Source organism: Actinoplanes xinjiangensis (assembly GCF_003148685.1).
Classification (GTDB): domain Bacteria; phylum Actinomycetota; class Actinomycetes; order Mycobacteriales; family Micromonosporaceae; genus Actinoplanes; species Actinoplanes xinjiangensis.
In genome coordinates this window covers 20,454-43,798 of sequence record NZ_QGGR01000004.1, presented here as the reverse complement: position 1 = coordinate 43,798, position 23,345 = coordinate 20,454, and the positions used below count along the sequence as shown (strand labels likewise).

At 71.4% G+C, this 23,345-nt stretch carries 20 protein-coding genes; 2 read left to right on the top strand and 18 right to left on the bottom strand.

All coding sequences use genetic code 11. From position 1 onward, the window contains the following. The first annotated feature begins 227 nt into the window (after positions 1–227). Together BC793_RS10015 and BC793_RS10010 are read left to right on the top strand one after the other, a co-directional pair. Positions 228–1,007 carry a putative protein N(5)-glutamine methyltransferase gene (locus tag BC793_RS10015; RefSeq protein WP_109591596.1) on the top strand — a complete coding sequence of 260 codons (780 nt, stop codon included), beginning with the start codon at positions 228–230 and terminating at the stop codon, positions 1,005–1,007. A gap of 7 nt (positions 1,008–1,014) precedes the next feature. Continuing rightward, positions 1,015–2,046, top strand: coding sequence for a hypothetical protein (locus BC793_RS10010; RefSeq protein WP_109591594.1), 1,032 nt, complete (start codon positions 1,015–1,017; stop codon positions 2,044–2,046). A 711-nt stretch (positions 2,047–2,757) separates the two neighbouring features. Here BC793_RS10010 and BC793_RS10005 read toward each other — a convergent pair. The 18 genes from BC793_RS10005 to BC793_RS09920 form a co-directional block, all read right to left on the bottom strand. Then, positions 2,758–3,603 carry a DegV family protein gene (locus BC793_RS10005; protein ID WP_109591592.1) on the bottom strand — a complete coding sequence of 282 codons (846 nt, stop codon included), beginning with the start codon at positions 3,601–3,603 and terminating at the stop codon, positions 2,758–2,760. 29 nt (positions 3,604–3,632) lie between these two features. Beyond that, entirely contained in the window at positions 3,633–4,016 is a 384-nt protein-coding gene (locus tag BC793_RS10000; RefSeq protein WP_239169838.1) for a hypothetical protein, read from the bottom strand. A gap of 34 nt (positions 4,017–4,050) precedes the next feature. After that, positions 4,051–4,683, bottom strand: coding sequence for a histidine phosphatase family protein (locus BC793_RS09995; RefSeq protein WP_109591589.1), 633 nt, complete (start codon positions 4,681–4,683; stop codon positions 4,051–4,053). Further along, on the bottom strand, positions 4,680–5,075 hold the full coding sequence (gene rsfS, locus BC793_RS09990) for a ribosome silencing factor (protein WP_109591588.1): 396 nt from the start codon (positions 5,073–5,075) through the stop codon (positions 4,680–4,682). The genes BC793_RS09995 and rsfS overlap by 4 nt, the downstream gene beginning before the upstream one ends. Positions 5,076–5,115: 40 nt before the next feature. Further along, complete coding sequence (nadD, locus tag BC793_RS09985) at positions 5,116–5,721, bottom strand: nicotinate-nucleotide adenylyltransferase (protein ID WP_275416147.1); 606 nt, start codon at positions 5,719–5,721, stop codon at positions 5,116–5,118. Positions 5,722–5,746: 25 nt separating this feature from the next. Beyond that, a complete protein-coding gene (locus BC793_RS09980; RefSeq protein ID WP_109591584.1) occupies positions 5,747–7,249 on the bottom strand; it encodes a hybrid sensor histidine kinase/response regulator in 1,503 nt (500 codons plus the stop codon). A 68-nt stretch (positions 7,250–7,317) separates the two neighbouring features. Then, entirely contained in the window at positions 7,318–9,813 is a 2,496-nt protein-coding gene (gene pepN, locus BC793_RS09975; RefSeq protein WP_109591582.1) for an aminopeptidase N, read from the bottom strand. Positions 9,814–9,917: 104 nt separating this feature from the next. After that, complete coding sequence (locus tag BC793_RS09970; RefSeq protein WP_109591581.1) at positions 9,918–10,355, bottom strand: GNAT family N-acetyltransferase; 438 nt, start codon at positions 10,353–10,355, stop codon at positions 9,918–9,920. Positions 10,356–10,412: 57 nt separating this feature from the next. Then, positions 10,413–11,921 (bottom strand): GTPase ObgE, encoded by a 1,509-nt coding sequence (gene obgE / locus BC793_RS09965; protein ID WP_109591579.1) that lies wholly within the window; start codon positions 11,919–11,921, stop codon positions 10,413–10,415. 135 nt (positions 11,922–12,056) lie between these two features. After that, positions 12,057–12,314: a 50S ribosomal protein L27 gene (gene rpmA / locus BC793_RS09960; RefSeq protein WP_109591577.1), complete on the bottom strand. Its 258-nt coding sequence runs from the start codon at positions 12,312–12,314 to the stop codon at positions 12,057–12,059. A gap of 8 nt (positions 12,315–12,322) precedes the next feature. Further along, entirely contained in the window at positions 12,323–12,637 is a 315-nt protein-coding gene (gene rplU, locus BC793_RS09955) for a 50S ribosomal protein L21 (protein ID WP_106316506.1), read from the bottom strand. A 164-nt stretch (positions 12,638–12,801) separates the two neighbouring features. Beyond that, positions 12,802–13,293 (bottom strand): hypothetical protein, encoded by a 492-nt coding sequence (locus BC793_RS09950; RefSeq protein WP_109591575.1) that lies wholly within the window; start codon positions 13,291–13,293, stop codon positions 12,802–12,804. Positions 13,294–13,402: 109 nt separating this feature from the next. Continuing rightward, positions 13,403–16,756: a ribonuclease E/G gene (locus tag BC793_RS09945; protein WP_109591573.1), complete on the bottom strand. Its 3,354-nt coding sequence runs from the start codon at positions 16,754–16,756 to the stop codon at positions 13,403–13,405. A 136-nt stretch (positions 16,757–16,892) separates the two neighbouring features. After that, on the bottom strand, positions 16,893–17,618 hold the full coding sequence (locus BC793_RS09940; protein WP_109591571.1) for a TIGR03936 family radical SAM-associated protein: 726 nt from the start codon (positions 17,616–17,618) through the stop codon (positions 16,893–16,895). 61 nt (positions 17,619–17,679) lie between these two features. Continuing rightward, positions 17,680–19,623: a TIGR03960 family B12-binding radical SAM protein gene (locus tag BC793_RS09935; protein ID WP_109591569.1), complete on the bottom strand. Its 1,944-nt coding sequence runs from the start codon at positions 19,621–19,623 to the stop codon at positions 17,680–17,682. Between the two features lie 20 nt (positions 19,624–19,643). Further along, a complete protein-coding gene (locus tag BC793_RS09930) occupies positions 19,644–19,973 on the bottom strand; it encodes an STAS domain-containing protein (RefSeq protein ID WP_239169837.1) in 330 nt (109 codons plus the stop codon). An 11-nt stretch (positions 19,974–19,984) separates the two neighbouring features. Continuing rightward, a complete protein-coding gene (locus BC793_RS09925) occupies positions 19,985–22,486 on the bottom strand; it encodes a SpoIIE family protein phosphatase (protein ID WP_239169836.1) in 2,502 nt (833 codons plus the stop codon). A gap of 29 nt (positions 22,487–22,515) precedes the next feature. Further along, positions 22,516–23,289, bottom strand: a complete 774-nt coding sequence (locus BC793_RS09920; RefSeq protein WP_307784566.1) for an alpha/beta fold hydrolase — start codon at positions 23,287–23,289, stop codon at positions 22,516–22,518. Positions 23,290–23,345: the final 56 nt, after the last annotated feature.

Genomic DNA, 23,345 nt, shown 5'->3' with positions numbered 1-23,345 from the left:
CCTCCTCAGCCGACCATGCCGGAACGACGTCCGCCCAGTCCAGAGGGCCCTCCGTGGGCTCCGGCCGGCCGGCCGCTCCCGCGTCGAGCACCGCCCGGAGCCGCGATCCCACGACGTCACCGCTATCCTTCGCCTCTCGCACGGGCCGACCGTAGGAACCGCACCGCTCCCCCGCTCGCGGCCCTGTGGACGAACCAGCGTTGTGGACAACTCCCCGAGGACTGTGTGTGACACGAGAGCAGGCGATTTCCCGGTTACGGGCGGCGGGTTGCGTGTTCGCCGAGGACGAGGCGGACGTCCTGATCGAGGCCGCGTCCGCCGGAGCGCCGCTGGCCGCGATGGTGCGGCGCCGGGTGGCGGGCGAGCCGCTGGAGCAGGTCGTCGGGTACGCCGACTTCGCCGGTGTCCGGGTCCGCCTGCGCCCCGGAGTCTTCGTTCCGCGCGTCCGCAGTGAGCTACTGGTCCGCCTGGGTGCCGCCGAGGTCCACCCGGGCGCTCTGGTGGTGGATCTGTGCTGCGGTTCCGGCGCGCTCGGCCTGGCGGTCCGTCACCGGGTCCCGGGCATCGTGCTGCACGCCTCCGACGTGGATCCGGCGGCGGTGGCCTGCGCCCGGGAGAACCTGGCCGGGAACGTCCACCGGGGCGACCTCTTCCAGGCTCTCCCGGCGACTCTGCGCGGCCGGATCGACCTGCTCCTGGCCAACGTCCCGTACGTCGCGACGGGCCACCTCCCGTTCCTGCCGGCCGAGGCCCGCGACCACGAGCCGCGCACGGCGCTGGACGGCGGCGACGACGGTCTGGCCGTGTTCCGGGCGGTCGCCGCGGGGGCCGGTGAATGGCTGGCCCCGGGCGGTCTGCTGATCTCCGAGATCACCGAGGCGCAGACCGGGATCGCGTCGGCGATCGCTGATGGGAACGGATTGACGGCTGCCGTCGCCACCGACGATGATCTCGACGCCCGCGCGATCCTGGCGCGCCGCCCCCGACAACCCGACGAGAATCCCTGAGGACCCCGTGGGCCTGCTGCGTAGGATCGCCCGCGCCCGGCTGGCCGGCCGGGTGATCCGGCGTCTGCGCCGCGCCGGTGTCCGGGATGCCCGTTATTATCCGGGACCGTTCGAGGTCAGGTTCACCGTGCCGGGCGAGGACGAGGCGACCATCCTGCCGCTGGCGCCGCTGCTGGGCCGTCGGAAGGCCGTGGACGACCTGGTCATCGGCCGGTTGCGGGTGCCGCCCCGGTGGGACGCCGCCGCCGGACTGCTGCGTCCGGTGCTGCGGGGCGCGGCACCGGGTACCCCGTTGCGCCGTCCGGTTCTGCCTTTCCTGTCCGAGTTCGTGGTGGTCGACCAGCCGGACACGATGACCTATGTGACGGAGGCGCAGGCCACCGCCTGGAAGATGCCGCCCGACGAGATCTTCGCCACCGCCCGCGCCAACCTGACCGGCGCGGTGCTGCACGGCGCGGCCGACGGCCCGGTGATCGTGCGGTTCGTCGACGACGGTAATGCGTACTGGACGTCGCACCTGTTGCTTCAGGGTTGGCTGGCCCGGCTGGCGGGTCAGGTGGGCGGCGTGCCGGTCGCGTTCGCCCCGGAACGGGGAACGCTCCTGGTCACGGCCGACGACAGCCCTCTGCTGGCGGCTCTGTTCGCGGAGGCGGAGGCCATCTTCGTCACGTCGCCGCACCTGCTGAGCCCGATGGCCTACCGCAGTGACGACAACGGCTGCACCGTGCCCTACGTCGCCCCGGAGGGCCATCCGCTGCACCAGACGGTCCGTCGCGCCGAGCGCCTGCTGGCCATGCACGAGTACCACCAGCAGCCCCCGGACCCGTCCCTGCCGTCCGCCGAACTCCACCTGCTCGGCAGCCCGTCGGAAGGCTGGCGCACCCGAGCCGTCTGGCCGGAGAACACCCCGACGCTCCTCCCACAGGCCGACGAGGTCCAGGCCGGCGACCGCACCATCCCGTGGCCGGCCCTCGCCCCACATCTCACCCCCACCACCCACACCCCCACCCGCTGGCTGGCCACTGCCTGGCCGCCGTGACCCCCAGCGTCTACCGCGGCCGCCGCGATCCCTTCCCGCTCACCCCTGATCTGGTACGAGCCAGTAGGAGCACCCGGGCTACACCGCAAGGTGGCTGCCCACTCCCGGCCGCAACGCGCCCGCCGGGCGCATGCGACGGTCACCGGCTGGCCCCCACCGCTGCCTCAACGGCCCCGAGACAGCGCTGAGAACCAGCCCCCCGAGATCCCAACCGGCTGGCTCCCACCACCGCCTCCACAGCCCCGAGACAGCGCTGAGAACCAGCCGCCCAAGATTCGGAACGGTGGGGGTCAGCCGTGCAAGATCGAAACCGGCTGGCTCCCACCAACGTCTCAACGGCCCCGAGACAGCGGTGAGAACCAGCCGTGCAAGATCGAGACGGTGAGGGGCAGCGGTGCAAGATCGAAACTGGCTGGCTCCCACCAACGTCTCAACAGCCCCGAGACAGCGGTGAGAACCAGCCGTGCAAGATCGGGACGGTGCGGACCGGCCAACCAAGATCGGGACCGGCTGGCTCTCAGCGACGTCTCAACGGTGTTGAGGCAGCGGTGAGGACCAGCCGTGGTGTCCGGGCGGGGCGTCAGTGGGTGGGCGCGTGACGGCGGCCGTCGGGGGCGGGGCTTCGCGCGAATCTACCGAGGTAAGGCGTGGGACCCGGGGCGCACGGGACGCCTGGATGCGGTCGGGGGCGGCCGTCGACTCCGTACGAGATCAGCGTTTGTGGACGACGACCCCGGCCAGACCGGGACCGGTGTGTGCCGCGACCACCGCGCCCACCTCGGTGAGATAACAATCGCGCAAGCGATCGCCTAGCCGGGCGCTCAGGTCGTCGACCAGCGCGGACGCGCGGTCCGGCGTGCCCAGATGATGAACCGCGACGTCGGCCTCACCGTCCCCGGCCGCCTCGATCGCCAGATCGACGAGCCGGGTGAGAGCCCGTCCGGCCGTGCGGACCTTGTCGCGGACGACGATGGCGCCGTTCTCCACGTGCAGGATCGGCTTGACCGACAGCGCCGTCCCGAGCAGGGCGGACGCCGCGCCGATGCGGCCGCCGCGGCGCAGGAACTCGAGCGTGTCGACGTAGAACAGGGTGGTCACCCGGGCCGCGTGATCGGCCGCGGCGGCGGCGACGGCGGCCAGGTCGTGGCCCTTGCGGGCGGCCGCCGCGGCGGCGAGCGCCGGGAAGCCGAGCCCCATCGCGGCGGTCCGGCTGTCGACCACCCGGACTCGGGGGCCGACCTCGGCCGCGGCGAGCTGCGCGGCCTCGTAGGTGCCGGACAGCTTGGCGGACAGGTGCACCGAGACGACGCCGTCGGCGCCCGCGGCGAGAAGCCGGCGGTACTGTTCGGCGAACTGGGTCGGTGCCGGCCGGGAGGTGCTGACGGCGGCCCGGCGCGCGGTGAGCGCCCGGGCCACCTCGGCCGGGGAGACCTCGAGGCCCTCCAGGCCGGCCCAGCCGTTGATCACGACGGTGAGAGGCACGATGGTCAGCTCATACGTGCCGCTCAGCTCGGCCGGCAGGTACGCGGTGGAGTCGGTGACGACCGCGATGGTCATGCAGGCAAGGTACTTGATTCAGATGTACGTCAGCTGCCGGCCACCGAGGAGACCACGAACGGCTTCCCCTGCATGCACGTGGTCATCAGCCCCGGCTCCGACTTGCCGACCACGGTGATCTCGGCGCCGGGCTGAAGCGCGGACTTCACTCTCACGTCCTCGGTGATCAGCAGATGGTCACCGGTGGCGTCCTTGAGAAGCAGGCAGTTCGGCTCGACACCGGCGGTCACGGTGCCGGTGAGGGTGGTCTCGCCGGGAGCGGCGGAGACCACCGCGGCGGGGGAGGTTGCGGGCGACGTGACGGCGGACTCGGGAGTGCCGCCGGCGGCGATGGGGGCGTCGGTGTTGTTCGCGCAACCGGCGGAGAGCGCCAGAAGCAGCGCGGCGGGGACGACGGTTCTACGGATCAGCATGATGTTCAGACGTTACCGGACATATCCGGGTTCCCTACACCGGCGGCGGGACCGGGCGATCACCCAGGACCCCGACGTTGTACGCCGCCATCTGCCACCCGCGGGAGTCGTCGTGGGTCAGGTCCACCCAGTGACAGTTCTGTAGCGCGCGCAGGGTGCGAAGCTGCTCGCGCCCCCAGCCGAGCAGGTGACCGACACCAGAGCGGGCCGCGGCGCCGTGGGTGGCGACGACGACCGTACCGCCGGGCGGGGCCAGGCGGGCAGCGGCCTGGAGGGCGTCGCAGACCCGCTTGCCGAGGTCCTCCAGGGTCTCCACGCCGCCGCCGATGACGTCCTCACCGGCTGTCCAGCGGGCGTGCTCCTCGGGCCGCTCGGCGGCGACCTCGGCCATGGTGTGGCCCTGCCACTCACCGAAGTGCCGCTCGCGGAGCCGCTCGTCGGTGCTGATGGTGAGGCCGGTCAGCGCGGCGAGGGCGGCGGCGGTGTCGGCGGCCCGGCTCAGGTCGCTGGCGACGATGGCGGTCGGCCGCAGGCGGACGAGCAGCTCAGCGGCGTCGACGGCCTGCCGTCGGCCGAGGTCGTTGAGCGGCACGTCGGTCTGCCCCTGCACGCGGGCCTGGGCGTTCCAGTCGGTGTTGCCGTGCCGCCAGACGATGAGGCGCGTCACGGCGCCTCGGCGCCGGCTTCGGCCAGATCGCGGTCGACGAACGGGATGATCGGGCAGTCTTTCCACAGCTTGTCGAGGGCGTAGAACTCCCGCTCCTCGTCGTGCTGGACGTGCACCACGATGTCGACGAAGTCGAGGAGCACCCAGCGGCCCTGCTGGTGTCCCTCGCGGCGCTCGGGCTTGGCCTTCTCCGGAAGCTTGAGCAGCGCTTCCTCGATGGCGTCGACGACCGCCATGACCTGGCGCTCGTTGGAGGCCGAGGCGATGACGAACGCGTCGGTGATGTAGAGCTGCTCGCCGACGTCGATGACGGTGATGTCGTGCGCCTTCTTGTCCGCGGCGGCCTGTGCGGCCGTCAGGGCTAGTTCGAGAGCGCGTTCGGTGACGGGCAAAAGAGGGTCCCCTCAGTAGGGTTACAGGACATCAAGCGTCTCACACCGGCCCGGCAATACCCGAGTCCCGATACAGGCCCCGCTTGTTGATGTACTGCACGACACCATCAGGTACCAGGTACCAGACCGGAAGTCCGGCGGCCACCCGGTTTCGGCAGTCACTCGAGGATATGGCCATCGCCGGGACCTCGACGAGCGTGACGCTCTCGGCCGGCAGGTGCTCGTTGGTGAGCTCGAAACCCGGCCGGGTCACCCCGATGAAGTGGGCCAGGTCGAGCATCGTCATGGCGTCCTTCCACGACATGATCCGGGCCAGCGCGTCCGCCCCGGTGATGAAGTAGAGCTCCGCCGACTGCCCGTAGACCGCGCGCATGTCACGCAACGTGTCGACGGTGTAGGTGGGGCCGTCCCGGTCGATGTCGGCGCGGCTCACGTGGAACCGCGGGTTCGAGGCGGTGGCGATGACGGTCATCAGGTAGCGGTCCTCGGCCGGCGAGACGCGGCCCTTCTCGTACGGCTGGCCGGTCGGGACGAACATCACCTCGTCGAGGTCGAAGCGGGCCAGCACCTCGCTCGCCGCGACCAGGTGACCGTGATGGACGGGGTCGAAGGTCCCGCCCATGATCCCTACACGCCGTCCAGACACCGACGAAGGATAGTCCGCCGGTGGATCAACCGTCGAGGCGGCGGCGCACCGCGGTGAGCAGGTCACCGGCCGTGAACGGCTTCTCCAGCAGGGCCACCCCGGGGTCGAGGGTGCCCTGGGAGGCGAGGACCGGCTGGGCGTAGCCGGACATGTAGAGCACCCGTGTGCCGGGGCGGGCCACGACCAGCCGCTCGGCCAGTTCCTTGCCCAGCATCCCGGGCATCACCACATCGCTGACCAGCAGGTCGATGTCACCCTCGTGGTGGGCGGCCAGTTCCAGCGCCTGCGCCCCGCCCTCGGCCAGCAGCACCCGGTAGCCGGCGCCGGTGAGGATCCGGCCGGCCACGTCACGCAGCGCGTCCTCGTCCTCGGCCACCAGCAGCGTCTCCCCACGGCCGGCGGTCGCGGCCGGTTCGCCGCGGGTCTCCGGCTCGGTCGCCGCGGCTCCGGCCGGCAGCAGCACGGTGACCGTGGTGCCGAGGCCGACCTCGCTGGTCAGGGTGACCTCGCCGCCGGCCTGGGTGACGATGCCGTAGACGGTGGCCAGGCCCAGGCCGGTCGCCTCACCGCTGCCCTTGGTGGTGTAGAACGGCTCGAAGGCGCGTTCGGCCACGTCGGCGGGCATACCACGGCCGGAGTCGCCGACCCGCAGCCGGACCTGGGTGTCGAGCACGCCGGTGTCGATCACCAGCTGCCCGCCGGACGGCATCGCGTCCCGGGCGTTGAGGGCCAGGTTGACCAGCATCTGCTCGATCTGGCTGGGATCGCAGGTGACCGTCGGCAGATCCGGGCCGGGGCGGAAGATCAGGTGGATGTGCTCGCCGAGGGTGCGGCGCAGCAGGTCCTGGGCGCCGGTGATCAGCGCGTTCAGGTCGACCGGCTGGGGGCGGACCACCTCACGCCGGGCGAAGGCGAGCAGCTGATGGGTGAGGTCGGTGCCGCGACGGCCGGCCCGGACCACCTGCTTGGCGTCGGAGGCGATCATCGCGACGTCCGGCTCGTCCGCCTCCGCCTCCTCGATGACGAAGTTCGCGTAGTTGAGGATCACACCGAGCATGTTGTTGAAGTCGTGGGCGATGCCGCCGGCCAGCTGCCCCAGACTCTCCAGGCGCTGGTTGCGGTGGGCCTGCGCCTCGGCGCGCAGCCGGGCCTTCTCGTGTTCGGCGTGCACCCGATCGGTGATGTCGCGGACCACGGCGACGGCGACCCGGCCCTTGGCGGTGTCGACCAGGGTGGTGGACGACTCGCAGGGGAACTCGCTGCCGTCACGGCGACGTGCGGTGGTCACGATCCGGCCGATCGAACCGGCCTCGGCCTCGGCCAGCAGGCGCCGGCGCTCCTGGAGGAGAGCGCGGGAGTCGTCGGTGAGCAGCACCTCGACGGACTGGCCCACGAGTTCGGCGGTGGGCCAGCCGTACATCTGCCCGGCACGGTCGTTGGCCAGCACGATCCGGCCGCTGTCCAGGACCAGGATCGCGTCCGGCGCGGCCTGCAGCAGGCCGCTGGACAGCTCCTCGGACCACTCCACGCATCCACCCCCGTAGCCACAGGCTACGAGGACCGTGCGGGCACGGGGGTGGAGACGGGTGAATCCGGTCAGCCGCGCGCGAGCAGCGCCCGGCGCATGTCGTCGTCGGCGTCCTGGACCACCCGGTGCAGGATCTGGTTGAGTCCGGGGGTGGCCAGCAGGTCGGCGGCGAGCTGCCGGGTGCGGTCGGAGACGGCCGGTGACGGATAGGCCATCGCGGCGATGTGCTCGGCGCTCATCCCGCCCCGGATCCGCATCATCTCCGGCATGTCGGCGAAGTAGCGCTTCACGTACGGCTCCAGCAGATCCAGCTGCTCCGGCTGCCAGAACCCGCTCGCGGTGCGCTCGGCCAGCCGGTTGGAGAGCGTGGCGTCGCCGACGATCGCGGCCCAGGCGGCTTCCTTGGCCTCGGCGTCGGGACGGGCGGCCCGGCAGGTGGCGGCCCACTGCTCCCCCGAGGCGCTGCGGTCGCGCTCCAGTTCGGCATCGATCTCGGCGGCACCGGCCGCGCCCAGCACCGACAGCCGGTAGAGGATCAGCCAGCGCAGGTCGGCGTCGACGGCCAGGCCGTCGGGCACGTCCTCGCCGGCCAGCCAGCCGCGCAGCCGGGCGGTGTCGACGGTCGTGCCGATCAGGCCACGGGCGGCGGCGAGCTGCCGGGAGTCGCCGGGGCCGGTGGCCGCGAGCAGCCGGTCGGCGGCCAGGGCGAGCGTCTCCACGGCGGCCGGGCGGGCTGCCGGGCCGGCGTACCGGTCGACCAGCCAGCGGGTGGCGCGCAGCACGTCCTCGACCACGACGACCTCGGTCTCCACCGGCAGCGCGGCCAGGACCAGGGCGACCAGTTCGGCGACCGGGCGCTCGCCGTCCACCACGGCGTCCAGCGTGGCGGCCCACACGACCGCGCGGGCCAGCGAGTCGTCCAGGTGCGGCAGCAGCTGGGGCACCGCGGCCGCCGAGTCGTCGTCGAGACGGATCTTGGCGTACGTCAGATCGCCATCGTCGAGCAGCAGGAGGTCGGCGGCCGGTTTCCCGGCGAGGCCGGCCAGCACGGTACGCCCCGAGGCGTCCACCTCCACGTCGAGGCGTTCCCGCAGCACCACACCACCGTCGGGCGACCGGTCGTAGAGGCCGACGCCGATCCGGTGCGGACGCAGAGTCGGGTACCCGTCCGGGGCGGTCTGCACGACGGCCACCTCGGCGTAGTCCGCGCCGTCCCGGGTGATCTCGGCGCGCAGCGTGTTGACCTGCGCGTGGCGCAGCCACACGTCGGCCCAGCCGGACAGGTCGCGCCCACTCGACGTGGACAGGGCACCGAGCAGGTCGGCCAGGGTGGCGTTGCCGTAGGCGTGCGCCTCGAAGTGGGCGTTCAGCCCGGCCAGGAACGCGTCGTCGCCGAGCCAGGCGACCAGCTGCTTGAGGACGGCGGCGCCCTTGGCGTACGAGATGCCGTCGAAGTTGAGCAGCGCCTGCTCGGTGTCGTCGACCTCGGACGGGGCCACCGGATGGGTGGAGGGCCGCTGGTCGGCACGCAGGCCCCACGCCTTGCGCTGCATCGCGAACGTGGTCCACGCGTCGGTGAACCGGGTGGCCTCGGCGGTGACCCGGGACCCCAGGTACTCGGCGAACGACTCGTTCAGCCACAGGTCGTCCCACCAGGCCATGGTGACCAGGTCGCCGAACCACATATGCGCCATCTCGTGGGCGATGATGTTGGCCCGGCGCTCCCGGTCGGCGTCGGTGACCGCCGAGCGCGGGATCAGCTCGTCCCGGAAGACGACGATCCCCGGGTACTCCATGGCGCCGAAGTTGAACTCGGGGGCGAACGCCTGCTGGTAGTGCCCGAACGGGTAGCGGATCCGGAACATCTCGTGGAACCGGTCCAGCGACTGCCGGGTCAGCTCGAAGATCTCCGGCGCCTGGGCGTCCAGGTGTTCGGCGAGTGCGGCCCGCGCGTACAGCGCCAGCGGAATGCCGTCGTGCTCGCTCGTGACCACGTGGTACGGCCCGGCGATCAGCGAGGCCAGGTAGGTGGAGATGCGCCTGGTGGGCCCGAACTCCCACCGGCCGCCGTCGCGGGAGACGAGTTCACCGTTGGTGGCGACCAGCCAGTCCTCGGGCGCGGTGACGCTGACCCGGAAGACCGCCTTCAGGTCGGGCTGGTCGAAGCTGGGCAGCACCCGCCCGGCGTTGTTGATGAACAGGTGCTGGTACAGGTAGGTGTTGCCGTCACCCGGGTCGGTGTAGCGGTGCAGGCCCTCGCCGTCGTTCGAATACGCCATCACGGCGTCCACGACGAGCGTGTTCTCCTCGGCCAGGCCGGTCAGCTCCAGCCGGGCGCCGGTGGATGCCGCCGGATCGACCGCCGCACCGTTCAGCGTCATCGAGGTGACCTCGACCGGCTCGAACTCGAGGAACGTCGCGGCGCCGGCCCGGGCGCGGAAACGGACCACCACACGGGATCGGAAGGTGTCACCGGAACCGGTCAGGTCCAGGTCGACATGGTATTCCTCGACGTCGACGAGTGATGCTCGTTCGACAGCCTCGGCACGGTTCAGGGTCGGCATGACGACAATCATGCCGGTATGGGAGCGCCACCCGCGCGACGGGCGGCGTGGGCCCGGCCACACGCCCGCGCGACGGTACGCCGTACCCGAGCCGCCCCGGCCGGTTACTGGACCAGCGCCGGCAGCCGCTTCTCGAACCGCACCCGGTCCGGGGCGGCCGACGTGGCCTGCCGGTACCCGGACGACTGATAGAGGGCGATGGCCGCGGACATGCCGGCCTCCAGCTCCAGCCGGAGCAGGGGGCGGCCCGCGGCGAGCGCCTCCTCCTCGATCGCCACGATCATCTGGCGGGCGAGGCCGCGACCGCGGAACGCCGGGCGCACGTAGATCCGCCGCAGTTCGGCGGCGGCCGGCCCGACCGCCTGCCAGGCGGCACAGGCGACCGCCCGGCCGTTCACGACACCGACCAGATAGGCGACGTCCTCGTCCGGCTGGAACATCCGCTGTCCCGCCGGGACACCGGACTCGGCCGACTCCCGCTGCTGGGCAGTGATGAGGGCGGCGAGTTCCGGGTCCAGGGCGGGGCGGATTTCGATCAGCACGGACGTGACTCTAGGTGACGACCGTTTCCGGCGGGTTGCGCTGATCTGGACGGATGCCTATTCGTCGGTGTCGCCCTCGCTGTCATCCTCGTCACTCACCAACACCGGGAGCTTGGAGTTCGAGATGGTGCTGACCGTGCCGTCGGCCGACATGTGCACCATCTCGTCCTCGTTACGGACGCGACGGGCCTTGCGGGCCGCGAGCCGCTGCGCCGCCGAGGGCCGGGTGTCCAGCTCCTCGAGACGGGAGTCGGTGCCACGCGGGCCGGAGATGTACTCACCGGCATTGGGGTGCCAGTCGAACACCCGCTCGCCGATCCGGACCGGGTCGCCGGCCTGGGCACCCTTCTTACCGAGTTCCGCCTCGACGCCGAGTCGCTCCAGCCGGTCACCGAGGTAGCCGATGGCCTCGTCGTTGTCGAAGTTCGTCTGCTTGATCCAGCGCTCCACCTGGGCGCCGCGGACCACGAAGACGCCCTCGTCGTCCTTCTCGACCGTGAAGCCGCTGTCGTCGACCGCGCGGGGGCGGATCACGACCCGGGTGGCCTCCTCGACCGGCTTGGCCGCACGGTTCTCGGCGACCAGCTTGGCCAGGGCGAACCCGAACTCCCGCAGGCCCTCCCGGGTCATCGCGCTGACCTCGAACACCTGGTAGCCACGGGCCTCCAGGTCGGGCCGCACCATCTCGGCCAGGTCACGCCCGTCCGGGATGTCGATCTTGTTGAGTGCCACGATCCGCGGCCGGTCCTCCAGCCCCCCGTACGCGGCCAGCTCGGCCTCGATCGCGTCCAGATCGGCCAGCGGGTCACGCTCGATCTCCGGTGCCGCCGCGTCCAGCACGTGCACCAGCACCGAGGTCCGCTCGATGTGCCGCAGGAACTGCATGCCCAGGCCCTTGCCGGTGGCCGCACCCGGGATCAGGCCGGGCACGTCGGCGATGGTGTAGGTGTGCTCGCCGGCCTGCACCACGCCCAGGTTCGGCACCAGGGTGGTGAACGGGTAGTCGGCGATCTTCGGCTTGGCCGCGGACATCACCGAGATCAGCGACGACTTGCCGGCCGACGGGAAACCCACCAGGCCCACATCGGCGACGCTCTTCAGCTCCAGCACCACGTCCAGCTGGTCGCCGGGCTCGCCCAGTTCGGCGAAACCGGGCACCTTGCGCCGGGCGTTGGCCAGTGAGGCGTTGCCCCGGCCGCCGCGGCCACCACGGGCCACGGTGAACTCGGTCCCGGCCCCGACCAGGTCGGCCAGCACCTCGCCGTCCTCGGTCTGCACGACCGTGCCGTCCGGCACCTTGAGGATCAGGTCACGGCCGGTCGCGCCGTCCCGGTTCGATCCGGCGCCGCCACCACCGTTGTTGGCCTTGATGTGCGGGTGGAAGTGGAAGTCCAGCAGGGTGTGCTGCTGCGGGTCCACCACCAGGGTGATGCTGCCGCCGTGCCCACCGTTGCCACCGTCCGGCCCGCCGAGCGGCTTGAACTTCTCCCGGTGCACGGAGGCACAGCCGTGGCCGCCGTCACCCGCCTGTAGGTGCAGCACTACCCGGTCGACGAACGTGGTCACTTGCGACTCCTACTACTGCTGGCCGGCTCTCGCCGCTGCCTCAGCGCTGCTGAGACGGCGGTGACGCAGCCGCCGGGTTCCGGAAAACGACAGCGGGCCGCGGACCCGAGGGTCCACGGCCCGCTGTAGAGAAATCTACTGCGCGACCGGCACGATGCTGACGGTCTTGCGACCGCGCGCGGTGCCGAACTGGACGTTGCCGGCAGCGAGCGCGAACAGCGTGTCGTCGCCGCCACGGCCGACCAGGTCGCCGGGGTGGAACTTCGTGCCCCGCTGGCGGATCAGGATCTCGCCGGCGTTCACGAGCTGGCCACCGAACCGCTTGACGCCCAGCCGCTGAGCAGCGGACTCACGGCCGTTACGCGAGCTGGATGCACCCTTTTTATGAGCCATGTCCGCGCCTACTTCCCGCTCTTGATGCCGGTGACCTTGACGCGGGTCAGCGGCTGACGGTGCCCCTGGCGCTTGTGGTAACCGGTCTTGTTCTTGAACTTGTGGATCCGGATCTTCGGACCCTTGGTGTGCTCGGCGATCTCGCCGGACACCGTAACGTTGGCAAGCTTGGCCGCTTCGGTCACCAGGTTGTCACCGTCGACGAGGAGGACCGCGGCGAGGGTCAGGGCATCGCCGGGCTGACCCGCGAGCTTCTCGACCTCGATCACGTCGCCCTCGGCAACCTTGTACTGCTTGCCGCCGGTCTTGACGATCGCGTACATCGGACGCGGACTCCCTGAGACTTACGCAGCCATAAGGCTGCTGGCGGATGGTGCTGAGAATCCGGCGGGCGCTCAAGTGTTCCCGGAGCGCGCACGGAGCTAGCGCCTAAAAGGCGCCGTCGGAAAGACTACTTCATCGCAGGGCTGAGACCCAAACCGGGCTGTCACCCGCGGCCGCAGGCCTTGTCGAGCACGGTGTGCAGGTCGGCCAGCTTCTTCTCGTCGACCTTGGTGACGTCGCCCTTGAGGGCGGTGACCTGGGCCCCCATCGTGCCCAGCGCCTTCTTCACCGCCGGGTCGGCGGCCAGCTTGGACATGTCGAGCAGGGCGAAGGAGAAGTTCTGCAGGTCGCGGGTGACCTTCTCCTGGGCCTTGGCCTTCGCCTCCTTGCCCTCCGCGGCGGCCCTGATCAGCAACTGGTAGTCCTCGGCGAACGTCTTGCCGAATTCGTTGCTGGTCCGGCTGGCCTGGGCGCAGATGGCCTCGGTGTCCTCGGAGAGCGCGGTGTCGGTCGGCTTCTCGGACTGCTGCGACGCGGGCGCACCGGCGTCCGCGGCGGGGGCCTGGGCGGCCGGGGCCGACGGTTCGTCGCCGCCGGAACAGCCGGTCAGCATGACCGCGGAGATCGCCACGGCGGCGAGGGCAGGGATACGCATGGAACTCGGTCTCCTCGGGGGACAGGGATCGATCCGCCGAGGGTAACGGAAAACCCGGCCCGGTAGTTAACTTTCTTTACAAGTAACTACCGGGCCGGGTTCACACAGCTCAGGGACGCGTACGCCGCCTCGTGCCGCCGCGCCGTGACCGCCGGCGGGTGCCCGTGCCGGCGCCCACCGCCTCGTCGTCCTCGCCCTCGTCGTCGTCCTCGTCGGCCGCGTCCGGGTCGTCGGCACCGGTCAGCCGCAGGGGCTCCTCGTCGGCCGCGTTCGTACCGTTCTGCTCGGCCGGCGCCTCATAGCGCGACAGGTCGTACCCGCTGATGTCGTAGCCGTCGTCATCGTCCGCGGTGGTCAGCGCCGGCTTCGGCGCCCGCCGGACGATGCCCGAACCCACGACCGGGGCCGGTGGCACCTCGGCCACCTCCGCGGCCGGACCCGGCTCGGTCGCCACGACCGGCTCGGGGGCCACGACAGGCGAGACGACCGGCGCGGTGGCCACGACCGGCGCGGCGACCGGCTCGACAGCCTGCCTCGTGACCTCGACCACCGGGGCGGCGGTCTCGGTGACCGTCTCCACGGCCTCGGCCGGCTGCTCCACGGCGACGCTGTCGCCACCGCCCCGGCGCCGCCGCTGGCGAGCCGGCGGCTGCTGGACGGGCGTCTCGGTGCGCGGTGCCGCGGCGGCCACCGCCTTCACCTGAGGGCTCGCGGGAGCACCGCCGCCGCCACCACCACCGCCACCGTTGGAGCGCTTCTCCGGAACCGGCTCCGGGAAGGTCACCACACCGCGGCCCTTGCAGTGGTCACAGGTCTCGCTGAACGCCTCCAGCAGGCCCGCACCGATCCGCTTCCGGGTCATCTGCACCAGGCCGAGCGAAGTGATCTCGGTTACCTGGTGCTTGGTCCGGTCCCGGCCCAGGCACTCGGTCAGCCGGCGCAGCACCAGATCCCGGTTGCTCTCCAGCACCATGTCGATGAAGTCGATCACCACGATGCCACCGAGGTCGCGCAGCCGCAGCTGGCGCACGATCTCCTCGGCCGCCTCCAGGTTGTTGCGGGTGACCGTCTCCTCCAGGTTGCCGCCGGCACCGGTGTACTTACCGGTGTTGACGTCGACGACGGTCATCGCCTCGGTCCGGTCGATCACCAGGTGACCACCGGACGGCAGGAACACCTTGCGGTCCAGGCCCTTGAGGATCTGCTCGTCGATGCGCCACTCGGCGAAGACGTCCGCCACGCCGGTGTGCCGCCGCAGTCGCTCCACCAGGTCCGGGGAGACCGAGTCGAGGTAGTTCTCCACCTCGGCGTACGCCTGCTCGCCCTGCACCACCAGCTCGCGGAAGTCCTCGTTGAAGAGGTCCCGGACCACCCGGATGACCAGGTCGGGCTCCTCGGAGAGCGCCCGCGGGGCGTTGCCCTCGGCGGCCCTGGCCTGGATGTCCTCCCACTGCGCCTGCAACCGCTTGACGTCGCGGGCCAGCTCGTCCTCGCTCGCGCCCTCGGCCGCGGTCCGGACGATCACGCCGGCGCCGTCCGGTACCAGCTTCTTCAGGATGTCGCGCAGCCGCTTGCGCTCGTTGTCCGGCAGCTTGCGGCTGATGCCCGAGGCGTTGCCGTTCGGCACGTAGACCAGGTGCCGTCCGGAGAGCGCGATGTGGCTGGTCAGCCGGGCACCCTTGTGGCCGATCGGGTCCTTGGTGACCTGCACCAGCACCGAGTCGCCGGAGCGCAGCGCCTGCTCGATCGAGCGGGCACGGCCCTCCAGGCCGGTGGCGTCCCAGTTGACCTCACCGGCGTAGAGCACGGCATTACGGCCACGGCCCACGTCGACGAACGCGGCCTCCATGCTCGGCAGCACGTTCTGCACCTTGCCCAGGTACACGTTGCCGACCATGGTGCCGGACGTCGCCCGGGCCACGTAGTGCTCGACCAGGATCCCGTCCTCGAGGACCGCGATCTGGAGACGATCCGACTTCTGCCGGACGACCATCACCCGGTCCACCGCCTCCCGGCGGGCCAGGAACTCCGACTCGCTCAGGATCGGCGGGCGGGTACGGCGCTGCTCACGGCCGTCCCGGCGGCGCTGGCGCTTGGCCTCCAGCCGGGTCGAGCCGGAGACACCCTGCACCTCGTCGGAGGTGCGACGCGGCTCACGGACCCGGACGACGGTGTGCACACCGTCCTCGATGCCACCGGTCTCGGTGTCACCGGAGCCCTTGCGGCGGCGGCGACGCCGGCGGCGGGTGACACCGTCGCCCTCGCTCTCGCCGTCCTCCGGCTCCTCCTCGTCCTCGGCCTCGGCCTCGTCGGCGGACGCCTCGGCGCCCTCCTCCGCGTCGGACTCGGCATCGGCGTCGCCGTCCTCGGCGTCGTCGGACGGGCCCTTGCCCCGCCCACGGCCACGACGGCCACGGCGGCGGCGCCGGCGGGCCAGGCCACCGTCCTCGTCGTCGTCCTCGTCGCCGTCCTCGACGTCGTCGGCGCTCTCGTCGGCCTCGTCCACCACCGGCTCGGTCTCGACGACCGCGACCTCGGCGGGTTCCTCGGCCGCGCCACGGCGACGGCGACGGCTGCGGCGGGCGCCCTCGGCGGGCTCCTCCGCGATGATCTCGGGTGCGGCCGTCTCCTCGGCGGCGACCTGCTCGACGACCGGTTCCGGCACGGCGGCCGTACGGCGGCGACGGGTCACCGGAGCGGCCGGCTCGGCCTCGGTGGCCTCCGGCGGCATGAACAGCACGGCGGGCGGCAGCGGGGCGCGACGGCCCCGGGTGCGAACGGCCGGCTGCTCCTCCACGAATTCGTCGTCGAGCGGAAGGATGCCGACCACCGGGACACCGGCGGCACGTGCGGCGGAGGCGGCCTGCACGGCGGCCTCCTCGATGAGGGCGGCCTCGTCCTCCTCGGAGAGCTCCTCCTCGGCGACCGGCACCGGCGGGGTGACCGCCACCTCGACCGGGACGTCGGCGGGAGTCGGGTCCTCGGCCGGGACGTCGACGAGCGTGGGCTGCTCGGCGGCCGGCTCGACCTTCTTACGGCGGGCCCGGGTGGCCTTCTTCACCGGCGGAGGCGGAGCGTCCGCGGTCTCGGCGGCGGGACCGGCGGCCGTCTCCGCGGCGGGACCGGCCGGCGTCTCGACGGCGTCGGGTGTCTCGGCGACCTCGGCGGCCGGCTCCACCTTCTTACGGCGGGCCCGGGTGGCCTTCTTCACCGGCGGAGGCGGGGCCTCCGGGGTGTCGGCCGCGTCTCCCGCGGCCGCCGCCTCGATCGCGGCGCCGGGCTCGGCACCGCTCGTCCCCGTGGTCTCCGCAGGCTCTGCGGGCGGGGCGGCGGCTTTACGGCGCGGGGCACGCGTCCGGCGGACCGGGGTGGTGCTTGCGGCGGCGTCTCCGGGAGGAGTGGTGGCTCCATCCCGTTCACCGCCCTGATCTCCCAGGTTGGCTGGGGGCTCGTTATCGAGCATGGGGCGCTCTCCAGTTCTCGGCGACCCCGGGCGCGGGTGAGCGCTGCCACGCAGGATCGCTGCAAAGTTTTTCGGGCCCGGCCTTGTCAAGTCGGGCTTGCCGAAGTCTGCCAACGAACGCCGGCCGGGCTCCCGGCTAGCGTTCTCCGATGCTGACGTCCTCGCGATCCGCGTCCAACGGATCAGCGATCTCCCCCTGAGCGGTGAGTGTGCCCTGGGCCAGCCGGGTCACCCGTGGGGGTACCGGCGGCTCCAGGCCAGCCACCACGCGCAGGCCGGAGAGGACGTCATCGGGCCGCACGGCCGGAGTCACCTGCCGTACGACAAGGTCGATTATCGCACACGGTACCGCAACCGCCTCGGAAGGTAGGTCCGGCGCATCGGCGACCTCGCAACGGGTGACCGCCACCCGCGCGTCGAAACTGCGGCGGCCCTGCTTGGTCATGCGTTCCACCAGGACTTCCGAGGACCCGAGGAACGCCGCGACGGCCTTCTCCGCGACCTCGGGCTCGACCCCGGGAAGCTCCAGCCGCCAGCGGGAGGCGTCGATCCGGTCGGCGAGGCTGCCCGGCCCGGCGATCACCGCCTCCAGCACGTCCAGACCCGGGGAGAGCGCGGCGTCCAGCGCGACCCGCAGTGCCTCCGCGTCGACCGGGGCCTGTAGGCCGATCTCCAGGTACTCCGCCTCACTACCGACCCCGGTCGGGGCGGCACTGGCGTACGAGATCTTCGGGTGTGGGGTGAAGCCCTGCGAGAAGGCGATCGGCACGTTCGCACGGCGCAGCGCCCGCTCGAACGCGCGGGCGAAGTCACGGTGCGAGGTGAAGCGCAGCGGGCCACGCTTCGCGTACCGGAGGCGGATCCGCTGGACGACCGGGGCCTGGCCGCCGACGGGCTGGTTCTTCGGGGGAATCGTCTATCTCCTAAGCGGGAACCCGCAGATTGTTCACGGGAGTCAGGGGCAGCAGCTTCTTGCCGGTCGGGCCGATCTGGATCTCGGTGTCCATCGACGGGCAGACACCGCAGTCGAAACACGGGGTCCAGCGGCAGTCGTCCTGCTCGAACTCGCTCTTGGAGTCCTGCCAGTCCTGCCAGAGCCAGTCCTTGTCGAGGCCGGAGTCCAGGTGGTCCCAGGGCAGGACCTCCTGCTCCTCGCGCTCGCGGGTGGTGAACCAGTCCAGGTCCACCCCGAAGCCGGGCAGCACCTCGTCGGCGGCCTCGATCCACCGGGCGTACGAGAAGTGCTCCGACCAGCCGTCGAAGCGGCCGCCCTTCTCCCAGACCCGGAGGATGACCTTGCCGACCCGGCGGTCGCCGCGGGACAGCAGGCCCTCGATCAGTGACGGCTCGCCGTCGTGGTAGCGGAACCCGATCGCCCGGCCGAGCCCGCGATCGCTGTTGATCGCGTTCTTCAGCATCTTGAGCCGGCGGTCGATGGTCTCCGGCGTGTCCATCGGCGCCCACTGGAACGGGGTGTGCGGTTTGGGCACGAAGCCGCCGATCGACACCGTGCAGCGGATGTCCTTGGTGCCGGCGGCCTCGCGACCGGCCCGGATCACCTCGTGCGCCATCTCGGCGATCTCCAAGACGTCCTCGTCGGTCTCGCTGGGCAGGCCGCACATGAAGTACAGCTTGACCTGGCGCCAGCCGTTCGAATACGCCGTGACGACCGTCCGGATCAGATCCTCCTTGGTCACCATCTTGTTGATGACCTTGCGGATCCGCTCCGAGCCGCCCTCGGGGGCGAAGGTGAGACCGGTACGCCGTCCGTTGCGGGACAGCTCCTGCGCCAGGTCGATGTTGAACGCGTCGACCCGGGTGGACGGCAGCGACAGCGAGACGTTGGTGTCCGCATACTGCTCGGCCAGGCCGGAGCACATGTCGCCGATCTCGGAGTGGTCGGCGCTGGAGAGCGAGAGCAGACCGACCTCGCTGTAGCCGGAGAACTCCAGGCCCTCCTTGACCATCTGGCCGACCGTGGTGATCGACCGCTCCCGCACCGGGCGGGTGATCATGCCGGCCTGGCAGAACCGGCAACCGCGGGTGCAGCCGCGGAAGATCTCCACGGCATAGCGCTCGTGGACCGTCTCGGCCAGCGGGACGAGGGGCTTCTTCGGGTACGGCCAGGCGTCCAGATCCATGGTGGTGCGCTTGGAGACCCGGAACGGCACGTCCGGCCGGTTCGGCACGACCCGCTGGATGCGGCCGTCGGGCAGGTAGTCGACGTCGTAGAACCGGGGCACGTAGATGCTCTCGGTCCGGGCCAGGCGCAGCAGCAGCTCGTCGCGGCCGCCGGGGCGCCCCTCCGCCTTCCATTCCCGGATGATCCCGGTGATCTCCAGGACCGCCTCCTCGCCGTCACCGAGCACCGCGGCGTCGATGAAGTCGGCGATCGGCTCCGGGTTGAAGCTGGCGTGGCCCCCGGCGAGAACGATCGGGTGGTTCTCGTCACGGTCGGCGCTGTGCAGCGGGATGCCGGCCAGGTCGAGCGCGCTGAGCATGTTGGTGTAGCCCAGCTCGGTGGCGAACGACAGCCCGAGCACGTCGAACGCCTTCACCGGGCGGTGCGCGTCGACGGTGAACTGCGGGACGCCGTTCTCCTTCATCAGCGCCTCGAGGTCCGGCCAGACCGAGTAGGTGCGCTCGGCGAGCACGTCCTCCTGCTCGTTGAGCACCTCGTAGAGGATCTGCACCCCCTGGTTGGGCAGGCCGACCTCATACGCGTCCGGATACATCAGCGCCCACCGGACGGTGGTGGCGTCCCAGTCCTTGACGACGGCACCGAGCTCGCCGCCCACATACTGGATCGGTTTGCTGACCCGGGGCAGCAGCTGCTCCAGCTGCGGGAAGACGGAACTCACGCTCATGGGTGTCCAGGGTACGCGGACTACCCGCCCAGTTCCGTCGCGGCCCGGTCCAGGTCGGTGTCGAGGAGGTCGGCCCGGAACGCACAGAGCTGCAACGTCATCCGTGCGGCCCCGCGTTCGCCGACGACCAGACGGATCGGCTTCCCCCGGTCGTTCAGATCTCCGACGATGCAGTCGAGCAGCCGCACCCCGGCGCTGTCCAGGAACGAGACCGCGGTCAGGTCGATCAGCACGGCACTGGCCGAGGAGGTCCGGGCCACGATGGCCCGGCCGATGTCATTGGCGTTGGCCAGGTCGATCTCACCCTTGAGATGAACGAGCTCGGCCGCCCCGCGGCGGGAGAAACTCACCCACTGGTCCGTCACGGTGTCCCCCGATGCCGGCGCATGATCACCGTCGTACCCTCCCCGGTCCGGTCGAAGGCCACCTCGTCCATGGCCTCGTAGATCAGTTGGAGCCCGCGCCCGCGGGCCAGGTCGGAGACCGGACCGCGCCAGCGACCCCGGTCGGTGACCTGGATCTCCACGGTGTCCGGGCTGATCGTGGCGGCCACGTCGACGACACCGAACGGGTCGTCCTGGTAGCCGTGCTCGATCGCGTTGGCCACCGCCTCGGAGCAGGCCAGCAGCACCGCGTTCAGGCAGTCCGGGTCGACGCCGTGCCCGGCCAGCCAGCCGCGCATGTCGGCACGCAGCAGCGCTATCTGGAGCGGGTCGGCGCCGATCGAGCGCTCCAGTCGCTCCTCGGTGCCGAGCGTCAGGCAGAGCAGGCACACGTCGTCGGCGTGGTCCCGGCCGACCAGGGTGTCGGCCAGGCCCGCGGTCAGGCCCTTGAGCGGGGCGTCACGGCGGCGGGCGTACTCCCGGGCGAGGATCTCGAAGCCGCGGTCGATGCCGCGGCTCCGGCGCTCGATCAGGCCGTCGGTGTAGAGCAGCACGCGGCTCCCGGCGGCCAGTCGCCTCCGGTGCTCGGTCCGGCGGACGTCCCCGGCCCGGGAGCCGAGCGGCGCCGACCGGGCCTGCAGCAGGTATTCCGGGGAGCCGGCCGGCTCGTGCAGCAGCGGCGGCAGGTGACCGGCGCAGGCGAACGCCATCTCGCTGCTGAGCAGGTCCACCTCGGCGTATACCAGGGTGGCCATCCGGGCCGAGTCGACCCGGTCACAGAACCGGTCCAGGCCCTCCAGCAGCCGGGCCGGCCCGTTCTCGGCCGAGGCGAGCGCACGGATCGCGCTGCGCAGCTGGCCCATCGTGGTGGCCGCCTCAATGCCCCGCCCGACCACGTCGCCGACCACCACGGCCAGTTTGTTCGCGGTGATCAGGAAGGCGTCGTACCAGTCGCCGCCGACCTCCATGTCCTGCGCCGCGGCCTGGTAGTAGGTCTCCACCACGAACCGCGGGTCGGTGCCCGGCACGTCCGCGGCGAGCAGGCTGCGCTGCAACGTCCGGGCGATGGCCCGCTCCTGCTCGTAGAGGCGGGCGTTCTCACAGGCGAGGGCGACCCGGTCGGCCAGGTCGATCAGGAACTGCCGTTCGGCCTCGTCGCCGCGGCGGTCCGGCGCCATCCGCAGGGCGAGCGTGCCGAGCACCCGGCCGCGGGCGATGAGCGGCAGCACGGTGCAGCCCAGTCCGTCGCCGTCGGTGGCGAAGACCGGCGCCACCGTCTCGATCGCCTCGGCGGTCCGGGCCTCGATCCGGGCCGGGTCCGGCGCAGGGCCGCCGTGGTGCTCGACCAGCCCGGCCGGGCCCACCTGGAGCCGCACCAGCGCCCAGTCGGCGATCTCCGGCACCACCCGCTCGACCAGCCGGCGGGCCCGCTGCAGCAGCCGGTGCTCCTCGTCGAGCGCGCGGGTGGTCCGGACCAGGAACGAGGACCGCTCCTCACGCCGGCGGCCGTCGTCGTAGAGACGGGCCCGGTCCAGCGCCTGGCCGGCCTGCTGGCCGAGCAACCGGATGACTCGCAGCTCACCGTCGGTGAGGACCCGTTCGTCACGGAAACTGAACGCGAGGACGCCCAGCACGGCCGGTCCGCCCTGCTCGTCGGCCGACCCCGTGGTCAGCGGCAGCAGCACCACGGTGCCCCGCTCTGACCGGCGCATCGACTCGGCCAGATCCGGGAAGTGCGCCTCGGCGTCGGTCAGCGTGCCGATCACGTGCAGGTCGCCACGCCGGGCCACCTCGGCCACGGCCCGGGCCGACGAGCGCGGCATGTCGTCCCAGTTGCCGGTGGTCGGGTCGGTCGAGGCGACCGCGACCAGTTGGTCCCGCTCCGCGTCGACGAGGTAGATGCTGGTGCTCGTGGCCTGGAAGGCGGGTTCCGGCGCACGCACCACCGCCTCCGCGACCTCGGCCTCGGTAGGGGCCGCCGCCAGGTCGGCCACTATCTGCTGCAGCACCCGGACCCGCTGCTCGGACGCCTCCGCGGCCCGGCGGGCGGCCAGCAGTTCCCGCTCGTAGCTGCGCCGTTCGGTGGCGTTGAAGACCATCGTGCGGATCATCCGGGGTGATCCGTTGGGGCTGCGTTCCAGGACCGAGTTGACCAGCGTGGGCAGCCGGCGCTCGTCGGCGCCGACCACCTCGAGGGCGATCTCGTGCACCTCGCCCTGCATCGCCAGCAACGGCGCGTAGTGGGTCTCGTGGTAGATCTGGTCACCCGGAGTCAGCAGATCACGGAACCGACGGTGACCGATCAGGTCCGCCCGGGTGTAGCCGGTCCAGTTCAGGAACGTCTCGTTGACCCGGACGACGGTGCCGTCCGGAAGCGTCGTGAGATAACCGCACGGCGCATGTTCGTACAGGTCCTCGGGATCGTCGTCCCAGGGCAGTCGCAACTCCTGTGTCACGTCCGGCCCACCAGATTCGCTCACGCCGATGCTCCGCCGATCATGCCCGCTGTCTACAACCAGGACTTGATGGCGTCAACCGTTTCCTCCGGCGCGCTCAGATTCGGACAGTGACCGGTCGCGTTCAGTGCCAGGAACGTGCTGTCCGGCGTGTTCTTGTGGACGTACTCACCGACCGCGGTGGGTGCGATGACGTCGTCCGAGCACTGGAGGACCAGCGACGGGACCCGCAGGTGCGGCAGGTCGGCCCGGTTGTCGGAGAGGAACGTCACGCGGGCGAACTTCCTGGCGATCTCCGGGTCGGTGGCGCAGAAGCTGTTGGTGAGCTCCCGGCCCAGCTCGGGACGCTCCGGGTTGCCCATGATGACCGGGGCCATCGCGCTCGACCAGCCCAGGTAGTTGCTGTCCAGCGACTCCAGCAGCCCGTCGATGTCATCCCGGGCGAAGCCACCGACGTAACCGGTCGCCTCGTCGTCGATGTAGCGCGGGGAGGGGCCGATCATCACGATCGCGGCGAACCGCTCCGGCTCCCGGTTCGCGGCCAGCACGCCGATCATCGCACTCACCGAGTGGCCGACGAAGACCACGTCGCGCAGGTCGTGCTCGCGGACGATGTCCAGGACGTCCTCGGCGTACCCCCCGAGGGAGCCGTGCCGGGAGTCCCGGTAGGCGGACAGGTCCGACCGCCCGTTGCCGACGTGGTCGAACAGGACGATCCGGTGGGTGTCCTGGAACGCCGGGGTGACGAACCGCCACATGTTCTGGTCGCAGCCGTAGCCGTGGGCGAACACCATCGGCCGGCCGGACTCGGCACCCGAGATGGTCACCGCATTTCTCTCCGTCGCACCCATGCGATTCCGGCGCACCGCTGTGACCGGTGCGC

Coding starts and splice junctions, on each gene's coding strand:
- BC793_RS10005 (WP_109591592.1), bottom strand. CDS start 3,603: ATGACCATCGCGGTCGTCACCGACTCCACCGCGTACCTGCCGGCCGAG.
- BC793_RS10000 (WP_239169838.1), bottom strand. CDS start 4,016: ATGCTGATCCGTAGAACCGTCGTCCCCGCCGCGCTGCTTCTGGCGCTC.
- pepN (WP_109591582.1), bottom strand. CDS start 9,813: ATGCCGACCCTGAACCGTGCCGAGGCTGTCGAACGAGCATCACTCGTC.
- rpmA (WP_109591577.1), bottom strand. CDS start 12,314: ATGGCTCATAAAAAGGGTGCATCCAGCTCGCGTAACGGCCGTGAGTCC.
- rplU (WP_106316506.1), bottom strand. CDS start 12,637: ATGTACGCGATCGTCAAGACCGGCGGCAAGCAGTACAAGGTTGCCGAG.
- BC793_RS09950 (WP_109591575.1), bottom strand. CDS start 13,293: ATGCGTATCCCTGCCCTCGCCGCCGTGGCGATCTCCGCGGTCATGCTG.
- BC793_RS09945 (WP_109591573.1), bottom strand. CDS start 16,756: ATGCTCGATAACGAGCCCCCAGCCAACCTGGGAGATCAGGGCGGTGAA.
- BC793_RS09935 (WP_109591569.1), bottom strand. CDS start 19,623: ATGAGCGTGAGTTCCGTCTTCCCGCAGCTGGAGCAGCTGCTGCCCCGG.